General features: G+C 60.3%; 17 protein-coding genes, 2 tRNA genes and 2 riboswitches. Of the genes, 11 read left to right on the forward strand and 8 right to left on the reverse strand.

Annotated features, from left to right (window positions below; translation table 11 throughout):
• The 6 genes from BKK79_RS30215 (at window position 1) to BKK79_RS30235 (ending at window position 5,594) form a co-directional block, all read left to right on the forward strand.
• Window positions 1-879 (forward strand): ion transporter, encoded by an 879-nt coding sequence (locus BKK79_RS30215; protein ID WP_198173346.1) that lies wholly within the window; start codon window positions 1-3, stop codon window positions 877-879.
• A 24-nt stretch (window positions 880-903) separates the two neighbouring features.
• Window positions 904-974: riboswitch (Fluoride riboswitch) on the forward strand.
• 395 nt (window positions 975-1,369) lie between these two features.
• A complete protein-coding gene (locus tag BKK79_RS39495; protein WP_084002023.1) occupies window positions 1,370-1,774 on the forward strand; it encodes a hypothetical protein in 405 nt (134 codons plus the stop codon).
• Window positions 1,771-2,160: a fluoride efflux transporter CrcB gene (crcB, locus tag BKK79_RS30220; RefSeq protein ID WP_047349937.1), complete on the forward strand. Its 390-nt coding sequence runs from the start codon at window positions 1,771-1,773 to the stop codon at window positions 2,158-2,160. Before BKK79_RS39495 ends, crcB begins: the two co-directional genes overlap by 4 nt.
• 12 nt (window positions 2,161-2,172) lie before the next feature.
• Window positions 2,173-2,496: a DUF190 domain-containing protein gene (locus tag BKK79_RS30225; protein WP_047349938.1), complete on the forward strand. Its 324-nt coding sequence runs from the start codon at window positions 2,173-2,175 to the stop codon at window positions 2,494-2,496.
• 24 nt (window positions 2,497-2,520) lie between these two features.
• A complete protein-coding gene (locus BKK79_RS30230; RefSeq protein WP_047349939.1) occupies window positions 2,521-3,138 on the forward strand; it encodes a histidine phosphatase family protein in 618 nt (205 codons plus the stop codon).
• Between the two features lie 137 nt (window positions 3,139-3,275).
• A complete protein-coding gene (locus tag BKK79_RS30235; protein WP_071039678.1) occupies window positions 3,276-5,594 on the forward strand; it encodes an HAD-IC family P-type ATPase in 2,319 nt (772 codons plus the stop codon).
• 143 nt (window positions 5,595-5,737) lie between these two features.
• On the opposite strand, the gene BKK79_RS39500 is transcribed toward BKK79_RS30235, so the two are convergent.
• Complete coding sequence (locus BKK79_RS39500) at window positions 5,738-6,460, reverse strand: 2,3-bisphosphoglycerate-dependent phosphoglycerate mutase (protein WP_047349941.1); 723 nt, start codon at window positions 6,458-6,460, stop codon at window positions 5,738-5,740.
• 327 nt (window positions 6,461-6,787) lie between these two features.
• Window positions 6,788-6,866: riboswitch (Fluoride riboswitch) on the forward strand.
• Between the two features lie 86 nt (window positions 6,867-6,952).
• Between BKK79_RS39500 and BKK79_RS30240 the strand changes: the two genes are divergently transcribed.
• The 3 genes from BKK79_RS30240 to BKK79_RS30250 all read left to right on the forward strand — a co-directional run bounded on the left by BKK79_RS30240 (window position 6,953) and on the right by BKK79_RS30250 (window position 10,632).
• Window positions 6,953-8,341: a voltage-gated chloride channel family protein gene (locus BKK79_RS30240; RefSeq protein WP_071039679.1), complete on the forward strand. Its 1,389-nt coding sequence runs from the start codon at window positions 6,953-6,955 to the stop codon at window positions 8,339-8,341.
• Between the two features lie 2 nt (window positions 8,342-8,343).
• Window positions 8,344-9,630, forward strand: a complete 1,287-nt coding sequence (gene eno, locus BKK79_RS30245; RefSeq protein ID WP_047351450.1) for a phosphopyruvate hydratase — start codon at window positions 8,344-8,346, stop codon at window positions 9,628-9,630.
• 111 nt (window positions 9,631-9,741) lie between these two features.
• The gene (locus tag BKK79_RS30250) at window positions 9,742-10,632 is read left to right on the forward strand and encodes a LysR family transcriptional regulator (protein WP_071039680.1); all 891 of its coding nucleotides are present in this window, start codon (window positions 9,742-9,744) and stop codon (window positions 10,630-10,632) included.
• 21 nt (window positions 10,633-10,653) lie between these two features.
• Here the strand turns inward: BKK79_RS30250 and BKK79_RS30255 are convergent, their stop codons facing one another.
• Entirely contained in the window at window positions 10,654-10,950 is a 297-nt protein-coding gene (locus BKK79_RS30255; RefSeq protein ID WP_071039681.1) for a helix-turn-helix domain-containing protein, read from the reverse strand.
• Window positions 10,951-11,054: 104 nt separating this feature from the next.
• On the opposite strand from BKK79_RS30255, the gene BKK79_RS30260 reads away from it, so the two are divergent.
• Window positions 11,055-11,696: a substrate-binding domain-containing protein gene (locus BKK79_RS30260; protein WP_071039682.1), complete on the forward strand. Its 642-nt coding sequence runs from the start codon at window positions 11,055-11,057 to the stop codon at window positions 11,694-11,696.
• 50 nt (window positions 11,697-11,746) lie between these two features.
• On the opposite strand, the gene BKK79_RS30265 is transcribed toward BKK79_RS30260, so the two are convergent.
• The 6 genes from BKK79_RS30265 to BKK79_RS40695 form a co-directional block, all read right to left on the reverse strand.
• Complete coding sequence (locus tag BKK79_RS30265) at window positions 11,747-13,690, reverse strand: tyrosine-type recombinase/integrase (protein WP_071039683.1); 1,944 nt, start codon at window positions 13,688-13,690, stop codon at window positions 11,747-11,749.
• A 225-nt stretch (window positions 13,691-13,915) separates the two neighbouring features.
• Window positions 13,916-13,991 (reverse strand) — tRNA-Gly (locus BKK79_RS30270).
• A gap of 6 nt (window positions 13,992-13,997) precedes the next feature.
• A tRNA-Asn gene (locus tag BKK79_RS30275) sits at window positions 13,998-14,073 on the reverse strand.
• A gap of 178 nt (window positions 14,074-14,251) precedes the next feature.
• Window positions 14,252-14,608 carry a hypothetical protein gene (locus tag BKK79_RS30280; RefSeq protein WP_157128555.1) on the reverse strand — a complete coding sequence of 119 codons (357 nt, stop codon included), beginning with the start codon at window positions 14,606-14,608 and terminating at the stop codon, window positions 14,252-14,254.
• 29 nt (window positions 14,609-14,637) lie between these two features.
• The gene (locus tag BKK79_RS30285) at window positions 14,638-15,159 is read right to left on the reverse strand and encodes a hypothetical protein (protein ID WP_071039685.1); all 522 of its coding nucleotides are present in this window, start codon (window positions 15,157-15,159) and stop codon (window positions 14,638-14,640) included.
• Window positions 15,160-15,322: 163 nt separating this feature from the next.
• A complete protein-coding gene (locus BKK79_RS40695; protein ID WP_157128556.1) occupies window positions 15,323-15,466 on the reverse strand; it encodes a hypothetical protein in 144 nt (47 codons plus the stop codon).
• A gap of 181 nt (window positions 15,467-15,647) precedes the next feature.
• On the opposite strand from BKK79_RS40695, the gene BKK79_RS30290 reads away from it, so the two are divergent.
• Window positions 15,648-16,031 carry an antibiotic biosynthesis monooxygenase family protein gene (locus tag BKK79_RS30290; RefSeq protein WP_071039686.1) on the forward strand — a complete coding sequence of 128 codons (384 nt, stop codon included), beginning with the start codon at window positions 15,648-15,650 and terminating at the stop codon, window positions 16,029-16,031.
• Window positions 16,032-16,294: the final 263 nt, after the last annotated feature.

Genomic DNA, 16,294 nt, shown 5'->3' on the forward strand with positions numbered 1-16,294 from the left:
ATGACCATGCATTCTCATTCACCTGTTTCAGGCTCTAGCTCTATAAAGAATGGCTGGCGCCAACGTGGATTCAATCTGCTTTACCACCACAATACGCCAACAGCGCGAACGATTGATTTGAGCTTGGTCTGCCTCATAATCATCAGCGTGGTCGTGGTCATCTTGGATAGCGTGCAGAGCATCCATCGCACCTGGGCAGTAAGCTTTCGCCTTATCGAATGGGGCATTACGATAGCCTTCACGATTGAATATCTAATGCGCTTGGCCGTAGCCCCTAAACCCTGGCGCTATGCCTTCAGTTTCTGGGGAATTATCGATATCGCTGCGGTTCTTCCGACCTATTTATCCTTGTTCATCCCGGGTGCGCAAAGCCTGCTGGTGGTAAGGGCGTTACGCGTACCCCGCGTACTGCGCATCCTCAAGATGACGCGCTATGTCGATGAAAGCGGTGTCTTGCTACAGGCGCTCATGCGTAGCCGCCGCAAGATCGCGCTATTCCTGTTCATGGTGCTCACCTTTGCCATTGTCGCCGGCACGCTGTTGTATGTAGTGGAGGGGCCTAAGTATGGCTTCATAAATATCCCCACCAGTATGTACTGGGCGGTGGCTACGATGGCTACAGTTGGCTTTGGCGACATCGTGCCGCACACGATGCTTGGACGGCTTGTCACTTCAGCGTTGATACTGATTGGCTACAGCATCATCGCCATCCCGACGGGGGTATATACCGCTGAACTTACTCGTGGGATGCACCAAACCGACACCAAACATAGCGTCCCCGATAGCCGCATCTGCCAAAGCTGCGGACACATCGGCCACCCATTAGACGCGCGCTACTGTAGTCAATGCGGCCACAAACTGGGCGAGACAGGCAACTAGAAACCGCGCCGTAGTTCAGGTATAGTCCTCATAGGAGATGGCGTTCCTCCTCATAACCGCCACGCGTTCGCGTGGCTGATGACGCCTACAGACTTCTGACTACCGTCAGAGCTGTAGGCGTTCGCGCTCACATCCTCTGCCGTTGGTCAGCCCGATTGTTTCGAGCCTTACGACCAATGCACAGACTACCTTCTCTCGCACAGTTCGAGCCTCAACCCCCTCTCGGCGGATTGCTCGCATGCCTGCGTGCCGCAGCACTATGCGCTAGCCGCGTGCCCATCCCTGATCGCTCAGGGTCTAAGCCAACTTCTATCTCCTTTATGCGCCCATGCAGCCGCTCAACCAAGCGGGCCGGGTCGTCCACGCCAAGCGCTCGGTGTATCTGCCATCCCCGCTTATACCCATCGCTGAACGAGCATTATTCATCCTCATGGCTCAGTGCAGCTCTGGGTACGGATGAGTTGTCTCCCGCATCGAAGGAAACCGCTTAATGAGCACCAAAGACAAGCATCCCCTCGTAGCCCTTCGGCTGTACTTTCCGACCGGCACCACGGCCAAGGCAACACGCTTCTGGCATCACCTCAGCGCCCCCGCACTAGCGCACCATCTTCTGAAAGTTGCGCGAAAGGCCAACATCTTGCAAGCCATGCTGCACCATGTCGTTTCGGGCTATTTGCCAGGCGAAAAGCTATCGCATAGCCACCCTGAACTAACCGACATGCGGCATCCGCAATGCTTGGAACTGCTGGATACAGAGCAACACCTACTCGATTTCATGCAAGAGCATGCAGAGGAATTGAAGAAAGTACATGCGGTGATGTTTAAGTGCGAAATTCCGCTTGAGCACCAACACCACGCATCCACACATAGAGGCAGTAAAGGAAAGCTTCGATGAACGGGCTCTATGCCGTAATCGCAATCAGCGCGGGATCTGTCATCGGTGGCCTTACCCGCTACGGACTGAGCTTGGGGATGAACGCAATCTTCCCACCCATCCCGATGGGTACATTGGTGTGCAATCTGATCGCCGGGTATATCGTCGGCGTAGCCATAGCATTCTTTGCAGCATCACCCAACCTAGCCCCTCACTGGCGCCTTTTCATCATTACGGGCCTTGCCGGTGGCATTTCCACGTTCTCCACGTTCTCCGCCGAACTTTTGGCTCTATTGCGTGCAGGCAGCTTGAGCTTGGCTGCTGGAATGTTGGTCTTGCATTTGGGCGGTTCGCTCATTATGACCGCCTTGGGAATGACTACAGTTTCACTAACAAACCATTCGTGAACGGAGATTGCCATGCAAGGCTATCAACTGACGTTTTTCACCGGACAAGACAAGCACGTCGGCTCCAAACCCATAGGCCAATGGCTGCTGGAGTTCGCCCAGAAGCATGGGGCAATCGGAGGCACTCTTGTGGGCGCAGGCGAAGGGTTCGATCACCACGGCCGCTTCCATTCTGCCCATTTTTTTGAGTTGGCCGACCAGCCCTTGGCCGTTACCGTTTCCGTAGCCGAGGCCAACTATCAGCCACTAATGGATGCCTTGGCTCAGGAAGATATCAATCTGGCCTACGTCATGGTGCCTGTCGAATTTGGCCGAGTAGGCAAACAGGCTGTCTGACCAAGATTTACCTAAAGGGGTTCTATGACAACAAAACTCATCCTGACCCGGCACGGCCATGTGGACTGGATCGCGCCCGAGCGGTTTCGGGGCCGTGCCGACCTAGCGCTATCCAATCTTGGTGAACGGCAGGCCAAGATGCTTAGCGAGCGCATCGCTAGCAGTTGGAAGCCGGACATGATCTACACAAGCCCGCTGTCGCGCTGCGTGCATACCGGCGCGGCGATCTCTCAGGCCACGGGCGCTAGGGCGGAGCCGCTTGCCGACCTCATGGACACGGACTACGGCCAGTGGCAGGGACTCACACACGAGGAAGTGCGCTCTCGCTGGCCGTCCGAGTTCCATGACTGGTTTCACACACCCGAGCTGGCTGCGATTCCCAACGGGGAGACTCTGGCGGCCGTTTTAGTGCGCAGCGTTCATGTTCTCCAGTTTGTACTCAAGAAGCACGCAGACCAGACCATCGTACTGGTAGGGCATGACAGCACGAACCGAGTGATCCTAATGCATGCCCTCGGCCTGTCACTGTCGCGCTATTGGCGCATCAAGCAAGAGCCATGCTGCATCAACGAGATCGCCATTGACGATGGGGTTTTCACGATCCACCGGATCAATGAGACACATCACCTAGTGGGGGCGTGAACCTCTACGTCCTCTAGCGCAGTCAAGTGCAATGTGCATTGGGTTGTGTCTGTGTCATTCAAGGCTGGAGGAATGAAAGCGCAGGGCCTCGAACGAATGCCGGTGGCAACGCCGGTCAGTCCATAGGGAACGAACGCATGGAAAAAGAAGAACAGATGGATGCAGGTCTCACTGAAGAACAGGTTCATGCCGCCCGAGAAGAGTATGGCTACAACGAAATCGCGACGAAACGTCCGAGCTTGGTTCGTAGCATTCTTGGCCGCTTGTGGGGACCTATTCCCTGGCTCCTAGAGTTTGCACTGGCAATGGAGCTGGTCATTGGCAAGGTTCGCGAACCGGTCATGATCGCCTTGTGGCTGGTGTTCAGCGCCGTTGTAGGTGCCGTGCAGGAGCGGCGCTCGCAGCGCGTGCTGGATCTGCTGCGCAGCCGCCTGAGCGTCAACGCCAGCGCACGCCGAAACGGCGAGTGGCGCACCATCCCCGCACGGGAATTGGTGCCAGGGGACCTGATCCACCTCGGGCCCGGCGATCTGGTGGCCGCCGACGCCAGTGTCTCGAATGGAGCAGTAGAGGTCGATCAAGCGGCCTTGACGGGTGAGTCCGCTACCGTAACCCGCACCACAGGCGAAACTCTTTATTCAGCCTCAACCGTCAAAAGCGGCCAGGCCACCGCTCGGGTTACCGCGACCGGCACCGCCAGCTTCTTCGGACGCACAGCCGAGTTGGTGCAGTCGAAGACCGCCGGTGGGCACCTGGATCGGCTGCTGTATGCGGTCGTGCGCCATCTGGTTGCAATCGACGCAGTGCTAGCCGTGGCGCTGCTGGCCTTTGCGCTGTGGCGCGGAATCGACTTGCTCACGCTCGTTCCGTTCTTGCTGGTGCTGATCATCGCCACCGTCCCAGTGACGATGCCAGCCGCGTTCACCGTGGCCAACGCCGTTGAGGCACGGCTGCTGGCACGGCGCGGCGTACTCGTCACTGGCCTGTCCGCCGTTCAAGAAGCGGCGACGATGGATGTGCTGTGCATCGACAAGACCGGCACGCTGACCCAAAACCGGCAGGTCGTGACAGCAGTCATCCCTTTGCCCGAGCAAAGCGGACAGAACGAGGCCGATGTGCTGGCGCTGGCCGCCGCCACATGCAACCAAGCCTCGCAAGGGTCCGTCGAAAAGGCCATCTGGGAAGCCGCGCGCCAACAGCAGGCAGCTCCACTGGAATGTCTGCAGGCCACACCCTTTGAACCTGCCACCAAACATTCGGAAGCCTTGGTTCGGCACGGAGATCAAACCCTTCGTGTGGTGTTCGGCTCCCCTGCTGTGGTGCAAAACATGGCGGTGGCCTTCAAGGGGTTGACGCAACTGGTTGACGCCTTGGCATCCACCGGCGCACGTGTCATGGCGGTTGCGGCAGGCACATCCGACACGCTCACCATTCGCGGGCTGATCGCGATGGCTGACACGCTGCGCGATGACGCTCCAGCACTGGTGAAATCACTGCGTGCGCTCGGGGTGCGCGTTTTGATGGTCAGCGGCGACATGGAAGCGACGGCACGCACCATTGCACGGAAGGTCGGATTAGGCGAGCGCTTTGCCAGTTCCGTCCCGGACGCGGGCGATCCGCTCGACTACGACGGATTCGCACACTGTTTCCCGCAAGACAAGTTCCGCCTCATCCAGTCACTCCAACGCACCGGCCACGTCGTGGGTATGACGGGCGATGGCGTCAACGACGCACCGGCTCTCAAGCAAGCGGAAGTGGGCATCGCCGTGAGCGATGCCACCGATGTGGCCAAGGCGTGCGCGCAGGTGGTTCTGACGCATCCGGGCCTGCAGGACCTGGTGGCCGTCATCGAAAGCGGCCGGCGCGTCTATCGACGGATGCTCACGTGGACGATCACAAAGATCGCCAGGACGATCGAACTGGCGGCCCTGCTCGCCATCGGCTACATCGCGACGGGCTTCTTTGCGACGTCCTTGCCACTGATAGCGCTGCTGGTGGTGCTGAACGATGTCGTCACGATTACGCTCGCGACGGATCGTGCGTGGGTTTCGCCCGAGCCGGAGAAATGGAGCATCAGGCAAATTGGGCGCCTGGCGGCTATTTTTGCTATCGGCTGGGTTGTACTGGGTTTTGTGCTGCTATGGGTTACCAAGGATGTGCTGGCACTACCAGTCCCGGAAATCCAGATGGCGATCTTCGTCTTCCTGATCTATTCGGCGCAAACAACCATTTACCTCACGCGTGTGCGTGACCGCTGCTGGTCTTTCCGTCCCAGCCTTTATGTTGCACTTGCGACGGGGGGAAATGCAGTGATTGCCACCGTGGTCGCTGCGTTCGGCCTGATCGGCGCTGCACTTTCGCCAGCCGTCATTGCCGGCATCTTCGTTGCCGTATGTGCCGCGACATTGCTTTTCGATGAAATCAAAGTCCGGTATCTGAATGGAATGAATGGATAACAGCACCCAAATTCCTCCCTGGCGAGCCTGGTCGCCGGCAGGTGCGGTCGATTCACTGGACTTTTGGGTCGCAGATTGAAAGAAACCACGCAACCCAACGCCGGCTGGTGCAGCATGGATTGGCGTCAACTGGCCATCCAGCCTCAAAGGATTTCGGAGGGTGTTCGACTCCCGGCATCGAACACCCTCTTGGATTTTGGTGCTAGCGTTTCATCGAAGCCATAAATAATCGGTGTGCCATTGGCTATTTCCACCTGAGAAAGTTTATCGTCATCGAGCTTCTCTACGAGACCAATCAACGCCCTCAAAGCGTTACCATGACCGACCAGCAGCACGCTGCGCCCTTGGCACAGAAGCGGTACTAGCTCTTCAACCCATACTTCACGCACCCGCTCCATGGTCTGCCGTAGGGACTCCCCCTGAAAAGCACGACCGACTGGGCATCCACGATAGCGCTCATCAAGAGCCACTAAGCTCTTCACACGATCGCCAACAGGTGGTGGCACGATATCAATGGAGCGTCGCCACTGCATAACTCGGGCTGCTCCAAATTCACACTCAGCGTCTCGCCGACTCAGCCCAGTGAGGCCGCCATAGTGGCGCTCATTGAGGCGCCAATCCAGCTTCTGGGGAATCCAGAACCGTTCCATTTCATCAAGTGCTATCCACAACGAATACACACAGCGCTTTAGCACTGAGGCAAACGCGATATCCACCTCTATACCAGCCTCGCGCATCGCGCATGCAGCTTCACGCATCTGCGTGCGCCCGAGGCTAGTCAGATCCACATCCACCCAGCCGGTAAAGCGTTGTTCGCGATTCCACTCGGATTCGCCGTGGCGCAGCAGTATCAGATAGCCCGTCATATGTTGAACCGTGAAGCACTGCCGCGGCCCACGAAAAGCGTGTTGAAGGTAAGGATGATCAAGGCCATGGCATGCTCCTCGCGATCAATAGTCTTTCGTGAGTCTCGAAGGCTTTTCGCGCGTAGTTATCCAAGAGGAACCCACAATTATCCGCTTCTTCGCGAATTCCGCCGGCCCTTGTACATGAGCAACAGCCAACCTTCCACGCCCATCCGAACACCAAATATGAAACGACCGTAACATTGTACGACATGAAATTCGATCGACAGAAGTCAATCGCCGTGAAGCACTGGAATTGGGGCCACCAACGACTGGAACTTGTGTATAGTTGACACAGGAGATGGTGTTCCTCCTCTTTTGAAGAAACCGCAGCCGAAGATGCGCTGCTGATGACGCCTACAGAACCTGACCTTCGTTGGGGGCTGTAGGCGTTCGCGTTTACGTCCTTGGCATTGGTCAGCCCGATTGTTTCGAGCACATGACCAAGGTCCAATGCGTAAATATCTTCGTCGTCCCGAACAGCTAGAGCTACTGCCATCTCTTGGCAAATGGCTCCTCATCGCAAGCGTTGTCGCCGCTCTCGCGGGCAGCGCGTCTGCATTTTTCCTAGTGTCTCTGGATCGCGCCACCGAATGGCGCGAGGCGCACCGCTGGATCATCTGGCTGCTTCCGCTTGCAGGCATGGGCGTGGGCTTCGTCTATCACCTGCTGGGCAAGCAGGTGGACGGCGGTAACAACCTCATCATCGATGAGATCCACGACCCCAAGAAGGTTGTCCCGCTACGCATGGCGCCCTTGGTGCTAGGAGGCACCGTCATCTCTCACCTATTCGGTGCATCGGTCGGCCGAGAAGGCACTGCCGTGCAGATGAGTGGCGCGCTTGCAGATCAGCTCACCCATGTTTTCCGGCTGGAACACGAAGACCGGCGCATCCTGCTCATGACTGGCGTCAGCGCCGGTTTCTCCGCAGTGTTTGGCACGCCGCTGGCCGGGGCCGTGTTCGGGCTAGAAATACTAGCTATCGGGCGCATGCGCTACGACGCGCTGTTTCCTTGCGCCGTAGCGGCGATCGTGGCGAACCAGGTATGCCTTGCCTTCGGTGTCCACCATACGCATTACGCCATCTCCGAAGTTGTGCCAATCAGTGCCTGGAGCGTACTGGCCGTCGTACTGGCCGGCATCATCTTTGGGCTGGTAGGGGCCGTCTTTGCCAAGGCCGCGCACAAGCTGGGCGCAACGATGAAGCGCCGTATCGGCTACGCGCCGCTCCGCCCGTTCGTGGGAGGAGTGATCGTTGCCACCGCCGTGTGGGCGCTTGACGCCTACAACTACATCGGCCTCGGCATTCCCGAGATCATGCGTTCGTTCCAGGAGCCGATGAAGCCTTGGGACTGGCTGGGCAAGCTCGTCTTCACAGTGGTCTCCCTAGGCACTGGGTTCAAGGGCGGCGAGGTCACGCCGCTGTTCTACATCGGTGCGACGCTAGGCAACGCGCTGGCACCATTGCTGCACCTGCCCTTTCCGATGCTGGCTGGCATCGGTTTCGTTGCCGTGTTCGCAGGTGCGGCGAACACGCCTATCGCCACTACATTGATGGCCATGGAGCTATTTGGCGCCGATATTGGCCCGCTGGCGGCGGTCGGCTGCATCACTGCTTACCTGTTCTCCGGCCATACAGGCATCTACCACGCACAACGGCTTGGCCGCGGCAAGCACAGCAAGCATCGGCGCACGGTTCCGGAAGAGCTTCGGATTTCCGATCTCGCGCATTTCCACAAGCAGCGCAGCGAAGCCCAGAAGAAGCCTCCGATCCCACCGGCGGACACCAGCGAGCCGCAGATCGAACACCAAGCAAACGACATCGACCAAAAAGGAGAATGACCATGTCGGCATCCAGCATCCAGACCATACATGCGCGAGAAATCCTGGACTCACGCGGCAACCCCACGATCGAAGTCGATGTAAGTCTGGCTGGTGGCGCCACGGGGCGCGCCGCCGTTCCATCCGGTGCGTCCACAGGTATTCACGAGGCCGTCGAAATCCGAGATGGCGATGTCCATCGCTTTAACGGTAAAGGTGTTCACACAGCAGTTTCCCATGTCAACAAAGCGATCTCTGCAGTGCTCCACAGCAGAGATGCCTGCGATCAGGCGGACATCGACAAACTGCTGATCGAATTCGATGGCACTCCCAACAAGGAACGCCTCGGGGCCAACGCAATCGTCGGAGTGTCTTTGGCCGTGGCCCGTGCTGCCGCACAGGCCTGCGGTCAGCCGCTGTTTCGCTATCTGGCAGGCGATCGCGATATACGCATGCCCGTGCCGATGTTCAACATCCTCAACGGCGGCGTGCATGCGAACTGGCAGGGGCCGGATTTTCAGGAATTCATGATTGCGCCAGTGGGTGCTCCGAGCTTCTCTGAAGCATTCCGCTACGGCGCAGAGATCTACCACCGCCTGCGCTCAATCCTGAAAGAACGAGGCTACTCCACAGCAGTCGGTGACGAAGGCGGGTTTGCCCCTGCACTGCAACGCAACAGCGATGCGATCGAGCTGATACTGGCGGCGATCGAAGCGGCAGGCTATCGGCCTGGCATTGATGTAGTGCTCGCTCTCGACCCAGCCTCCAGTGGTTTCTTTGAAGACGGCCTCTACCACCTTCGTAGCGAAAGCCGCAAAGTCACGCCATCGGAGCTGATTGAGTTGTACGAAGACTGGATTGGTCGCTTCCCAATCGCGGTGCTGGAGGACGGACTGGCAGAGGACGACTGGACCGGCTGGCAACTACTGAATCAGCGACTGGGCGATCAGATCGAGCTGGTGGGGGATGACCTCTTCGTGACCAATGTCAAACGTATTGAGCGCGGCATCCGCGAGAAGGTCGCCAACGCCGTACTGATAAAGCCCAATCAGGTGGGCACGCTTACCGAAACATGCGCCGCCGTAGATATGGCTTACGCGGCTGGCTGGGGAGCGATGGTTTCGCATCGCAGCGGCGAAACAGTAGATAGTTTCATTGCAGACTTAACCGTCGCATTGAACACCGGACACCTCAAGACCGGTGCTCCCTGCCGCGGTGAGCGTGTCGAAAAGTATAACCAACTCATGCGTATTGAAGAGATATTAGGTGACCGTGCCCACTATGCCGGTCGGGCCGCATTTGTTCGCTAGGTGAGCAATAAACACATGCCAATGCACATACTTTCATCAATGGTCAGCCTTGTATGACTGGCCTAAAGCTGCTCCGCAAGCAAAAGAGTGGATTATTAGTTCGAGGCCTTTATGGAATTGAGACATCTCCGCTACTTTGTCATCCTGGCTGAAGAGCTGCATTTCACACGAGCTGCCGAGCGCTTACACATCGAACAGCCCCCACTGTCCCGAGCCATTAAAGAGCTTGAGGATGAACTGGGGGCTGTTCTCTTTGATCGAGATCGTCGGGGAACCCAACTGACTTCGGCCGGAGTAGCATTCCTACAGGATGTGCGACGAGTATTCGCTGCCTTGGAACAGGCTCGGGAAAACGTCAAGGCCATCGCAGCGGGTTTACAAGGCAGTCTGCGTATCGCGATATCTGATGGCACTGTTGACCAGCGCCTGTCTGCATTTCTCGCCCACTGCCGCGAAGAAGAGCCCGACATTGAAATACGGCTGACAGAAGTTCCTCTAGCTGAACAGTTGCGCGGACTGCGGTCGGGCGACTTCACGATCGGATTTGCCCATACCGCGGAGGTTGGCGAGGAAATCATCGCGGAGCCGATATGGCATGACCCACTGATCTTGGCAGTGCCCGCTCGGCATCCATTGCTTGCTCACAAGGAAGTACCGCTTTCAGAACTCGTCTCGTATCCGCTCGTGTTATGCGACCCGCAGGTATGCGAGGGTTACTGCCGCGAGTTGACACGGCTGCTGCGGCCGTTGGAGCGAGAGCCCAATGTCGTCGAGCACGCATCCTCGTTGGACATGATGCTGACCTTGGTCGGGGCTGGATACGGCTTGGGTTTCACCACGGTCGCAAGGCTTGCGGTCAGCCAACGTGCAGACGTGATTGCCCGTCCATTGGCCGTGGATTCGGCCGTGATAACAACCTACCTGCTTCGACTTCGCAGTGACACTTTATGCCCTGCATTGGAGCGATTCATAATTCGCTTGCGTTCGCAGAGGGACGGATAGAGGTCTGTTTCCGGCGCGGCATCAGCCTACATCGGCATCGGCATGAAGATTGCGTTCCGTTGCAGCCATCAGTTCGGTGCCGCTCATTCTGAGCGCCGCGGCAATTTTCAGGATTACGGCCAGCGAGGGCAAATGCTCCCCTCGCTCGATCTTGCCCATGTGCGAACGCTCGATTCCGGCCAGTGCAGCTAGTTCCTCCTGTGCAATACCCTGATCCATACGAAACGCGCGCACAGCTTTGCCGAAGGCCTGGGCTGGCTCGGCTTCATATCTGGTTGTGCCGGGGGGACGGCCTCGTTGAACAGTACGCTTCTGCATTAGCAGAAGCGTCGAGCAGTCACTAGAATTTAACCACGTTAAATTTAACTCATGGGTATCATGTCGGACTGGTTTTTTGATCAATTCTTTTCTTGGGGGCTCTTATGCACGATGCCACCAGTCCGCCCCCCCGTCTTAGGCTTGCGGTAGCACCGGGCGTACCGTCATCACAACTGTCGGCGCTTCTCGTGCGGCAACGCGCAGAGGAGCCAGACGTCACCCTCACGTTTTTCGAGGTTGCAGGGGACGTCCTGCTTGAGGGGCTTCTTGAAGGCCGCTACGACGTCGGAATATCGCTTCAGGGGCATAGCGCCCCGGCTCTCAAAACACAGCCCTTGTGGACGGAGACCATGGCCGTTGCCATGCCACCACGGTTCCGCTTGTTCGACCAGGCGAAGCTGACCCTCGCCGATCTCCAAGACTATCCGGTCTATCGCTGGCAGGCAGAAGCCTGCTCGCTGCTCGATGAGAGACTCGCCTCCCTCATGCCGGCGGATCAGGAGAACATCCAGCGGGTGACTTCTTTCGAGATGCTGGCACTATGGGTTGCGGCCGGCTACGGCGTCGGCGTATCTGCGCGATCGCGTATCGAGCGTGCCCATGAATGGGGAATCACCGCGCGACCGCTCGCCGACGGCCCCTATGAAATCGTGACCTACCTGCAGCGGCCCCACGCACAAGCCGAATCCGTTGCGGAGCGGTTCGAGCGCAGAGCGATGCAAGTCACCGGGACTGGCGCTAAGTGATAGCGCCTCTAAGGCCGGGGCCATGACCCCGGCCTTAGGTCGAAGTGGGGTTAAGCCCCCTCAAGTACCGCGGCGCTATCCACCAGCCGACGAACACTCAGCCGCACATCCTCGGGGATGGGCCGCATGGCAATGGCTTCGGGCGCATCCTCATGGCGTTGGTAGTCGCCCATGATGACCCGGATGATCGCGGGCACGTTGGTCGGCGTGACCGCATCGATGGCCGCACGATCCCCCAGGTCGGGGTGTGGCTGGGTCAGCATGCGGTACAGGTCCCACGAATCCGCGTGCGGGCACTGGTTCATGAGCACCTGGGCCAGCTTGTGCTTGAGCGGCACCAGTTGCCAATCGGGAACCCGCTGCCCCCGGTTGCCCAGGCTGATGGACAGCAGCTTGCCGGCTTTCAGCTCGCGGTTGATCTGGTCCTTGGACTTGCCGGCCAGCTTGCCGAACAGCGGCACGGGCAGATTGTTCGGCGACTCGTAGATGGCCAGCATTTCCTCGCGCTCGCGCTGGATGGCGGACACTTCCGGCTCCGGGGCATGCACCGGAGGCGGCGGCACCTGCGACAGCCGCTGGAAGGTGATCCCGCCGCTGTTCGGGGTCACGACGATGGGCGTGGCCACCACAGGCGGCACACCAGCGACAGCGGGCTCGGCCACTGCGGGGACCGAGCCCACCGCTTCCTCCACTTCCGCCATCGCCGGCACCCCGTCGATGCGGATGGTCAGGTGCGCGCTCGCGGCTTCCACTTCGCCCTGTTCGAGCAGGTCGAGGCGATCAGCCCAATCCTGCATCATGCGGCGCCTCGGCTCCACGTACTTGGCGTGGTTGTAGGCCGAGCTGACCTTATTGGGGTCGGAGTGCGAAAGCTGTGCGTCCACCCAAATCTTCGGGTATCCGATCTCGTTGAGCGCGGTCGAGATGGTGCCGCGGATGCCGTGGCCGGTCAGGCGTCCCTCATACCCCATGAGCTGCACAGCCTTGTTGAGGGTGTTCTCGCTGATGCGCTTCTTGAGTTCGCTGCGATGCGACAGCAGGTACTTCTGCGCCGGCCGCATCACGCCCAGGAGATAGCGCACGATCTCGATGGCCTGCAGGGACAGGGGCACGATGTAGGGCGGCACGTCCTGCGGCCGCTTGCCAGCCTTGCGCATTTCGTCCTGGAGCTGCTTGACGACCTGCGGCGGGATGATCCACAAGCCGCGGTCGAGGTCGAATTGCTCAGGCTCGGCCAGCCGCAACTCGCCCGTGCGCACCCCCGTCAGGAACAGCAGACGGACACCAAGCTGGGTCTGCCAGCCGCGGGGGTTGTAAAGCCGGAGCTTCTGAAGGAACTCGGGTAGCTCGGGAAGGTGCAGGTAGGGGTTGTGCGCCACCGGAGGCTTGGGTTCGGCCACAACGTCCAGGTCCGCGGCCGGGTTGACTTCCAGCCCCTCGGCGATGACCAGGGCATAGCGGAACATCTGGTTGAACCAAGTGCGGACCTTCTCGGCGGTAGTGAACGCCTTGCGCTTCTCAATCGCCGCCACGACGCCTACGAGTTGGGGCCGGCGAATGTCGTAGATCGACATCTTCCCCAAGGTTGGCAGCACGTCTTTATCGAAGATGCGCAGAATCTGCGAAAGCGTGCTTTGACGGCCTTCTTTGAGTTCCTTGCGGCGATGCTCGACCCAGGCATCGAAGACGTTCTTGAAGGTGTATTCGCCTGCCAGCTTGGCCGCGTGCCGGCGCTGGTCGCGTTCGATTTGGGGATCGATCCCCCTGGCGAGCAGGGCTTGGGCCTTGTCCCGCTCGGCGCGGGCCTCCCGCAGGCTGAGGGCGGGATAGCTGCCCACGGACATGCGCTTTTGCTTGCCCAGCCAAGAATAGCGGAAGATCCATGACTTGCCGCCTGCAGCAGAGACCATCAGGTTCAGGCAGTCGTTGTCGTAGAGGGTGTAGCGCTTGCCGGTGGTCTTGGCCTGCCGGACGATCAGATCAGAGAGTGCCATTTCGAGGCTCCTAAGTGATGACTTAGGCCTATGCTCGTCATGGTTCCCGCTCAGTCCCAGCAACTATCCGGAAGCCGCTTCACCCGTATTCCTGTGCCTAGATTGGCGCCTAAAAAAGGCTGGCTGCGGGTGGATTTCCGTGGCGCTCGCTGGAATGAAAAAAGGGCCTTTCGGCCCTCTTTTCAACGACTTACAGACGTCAGTAGAAGTCTATAGATCATAACTTGGAGCGGGAGACGAGTCTCGAACTCGCGACCTCAACCTTGGCAAGGTTGCGCTCTACCAACTGAGCTACTCCCGCTTGGAGTGGCTCCCCGACCTGGGCTCGAACCAGGGACCTACGGATTAACAGTCCGGCGCTCTACCGACTGAGCTATCGGGGATTTGTTCCGCTGTCTCAGCGTTTGCTGCTGCAGCGGAGGCCGGATTGTACAACAGGTTTTTCGCGCGTGGGAAGCCCCCTGATCGAACTTCTTGAAAATCGCGATTGAGGCGCTTGTCGCGCAGCGGCGCACATGATGTGCGTGATGGATGCGCGCGGATGCGCGCGCAGGAACCATGTCACCAGCGTGCGCGATGGATGTGCGCTGTATGTGCCGAGGTGTGCGGCGGCCGGTGCGCCGATGGTGGCGATGGTGGCGATGGTGGCGATGGCTGCCATCGCCGCATCGCCTGGCGCCGTTCCGTGAAGGCGATGCGCAGCGCGAGCGCGCCCGGCACGGTGCCCATCACGTAGCGCTGCGCCAGCAGACAGCGCTCGCTGCGCGAGCGGCGGGTCGTGATGCCGGCGGCGTCGAGCACCAGCATCAGGTTGACGCTGCCGCTGACGCCGATCTGCACGGCGCCGCGCTGCAGGGTCTGCAGCAGGAGCGAGCCCTTTGCCGGATGCGGGCCGCCGCGCGCCCGGCGCGGTGTCACGGCCAACGCCACTACTGCGACTCCTGCCACTACTTGCTGTGGTCGCGACTGTCGCCGCCGATGGCGTCGACGATGATCATGGTGCGGTCGAGCATGCCGCGATCGTCGAAGTAGGCGCTGAAATGCGCCGGCTGGTAGCCGCTGACGTACATGCGGTAGGACCAGGCCTCGCGCTTCATCAGCGGGTAGTACTGGATCGGCTCGCGCGGCATGCCGAAGCGCTCGGCCACATCATGCTTGGTCCACAGGCCCGGGCGCGCCTGGTAGATCTCCTGTTCCGTCAGCATCTGGCGGAAGCCGGCCAGCCTGCCGGCAGCGTCGAAGTCGGCCGCATAGACCTCGTAGCCGAGCGGCTGCTTGGAGTAGATCCAGCGCGTCTTGCCGTCGGCCATCTGGTAGGTCTCGGTCGGCGCGCCGAAGGTGTCGCGCACGGAACTTTGCGGGCTGCCGATCATCTTCTCGGCGGTCTGCACGGGCTGCAGCGTGGCGCAGGCGCTCACAGCGGCGGTGGCCAGGGCCGCGGCGATCCAGGGCGCAAAACGAAAGGGCATGACGATCCTCCAGCATCGGCCGGATCCGGCGCACGGTCCGGCCGTGCGTTCAGCATAGTCCACCTGCGGGACGGCGCGGCTGCTCCGGCGGTGTGCGCGTTCCCACCAGCCATAACGCGCTCGGAGGGCGCTTTATTCCGCACGGGCAGGTCGGCGGGGCGCATCAGGTGGAAGTCGGCGCCGGAATCGCCAGCGCCCGGCGGATGGAGGCGGGCAGCAGCGCGAGCGAGGAGGCGGTGGCGCCCGCCTGCAGCGAGCGGCGCAGGAAGGGGCGCAGGAAGCGGCGGCGTTGATCGTCGTGTGTCATGGCGGTGGGCGTGGTCGGGCGGCCGTTGGCCTCGCGTGGCGCGCCGCTGGCGAGGTGGGCCGGTGATAAGCGACAGGCGCTTGTCCCGCCCGCGGCGGGCTGCGGTATGTCCCGCCCGCGGCAGGCTGCGGTAGGATCGCGGCTCCGACCGTTGTTCTGCTGTCCTCACCGCGAGACCGCCATGACCTTCCCCGCCGAGACTCCCGTTCCTCCCTATTACGCCGTGATCTTCACCAGCACCCGCACGCCGGGCGACGAGGGCTACGGCGCCATGGCCGACCACATGGAGCAGCTGGCCGCGACCATGCCGGGCTTCCTCGGCGTGGAGTCGGTGCGCGATGCCGGCAGCGCCGGCGCGCCCGGCATCACGGTGGCCTACTGGGCCTCGCTGGAGGCCATCGCGGGCTGGAAGGCCCACGGCGAGCACCAGCTGGCGCAGCGGCTGGGGCGCGAGCGCTGGTACGAGGACTACCGCGTGCGGGTGTGCAAGGTCGAGCGCGAATACGGTTTCTCGCGTGCCGCAGACGCGGGCGCTCCTGCCGGCGAGGCCGTCGGGGCCCGCTGAGGCGCGGCGCCGGCCTGGTGCCGTGCCCCAACCTTTGCGCGCCTTGCCGGGCCGCGGCTGCTTCATGTTGCGGTGCGGCATCGAAAGGCTTCGCGCGAGGATGTATGCAGTTGCGTGCGGATGGGCACGCGTTAGGTCCTGCTGGTGCCAGGAAGGCCCGTTTCCGGTGCCCGGGTCCAAGGCCTGCGCGGAGGCCCAGTTGATGCACCATTTCTGTGCATTCGTATTGCGACTGCAAGGAATGCAGTAGTTTTCAGGCATTT

Origin of the sequence: Cupriavidus sp. USMAA2-4 (assembly GCF_001854305.1) — a bacterium.
In the GTDB taxonomy this organism is placed as follows: Bacteria; Pseudomonadota; Gammaproteobacteria; order Burkholderiales; family Burkholderiaceae; genus Cupriavidus; species Cupriavidus malaysiensis.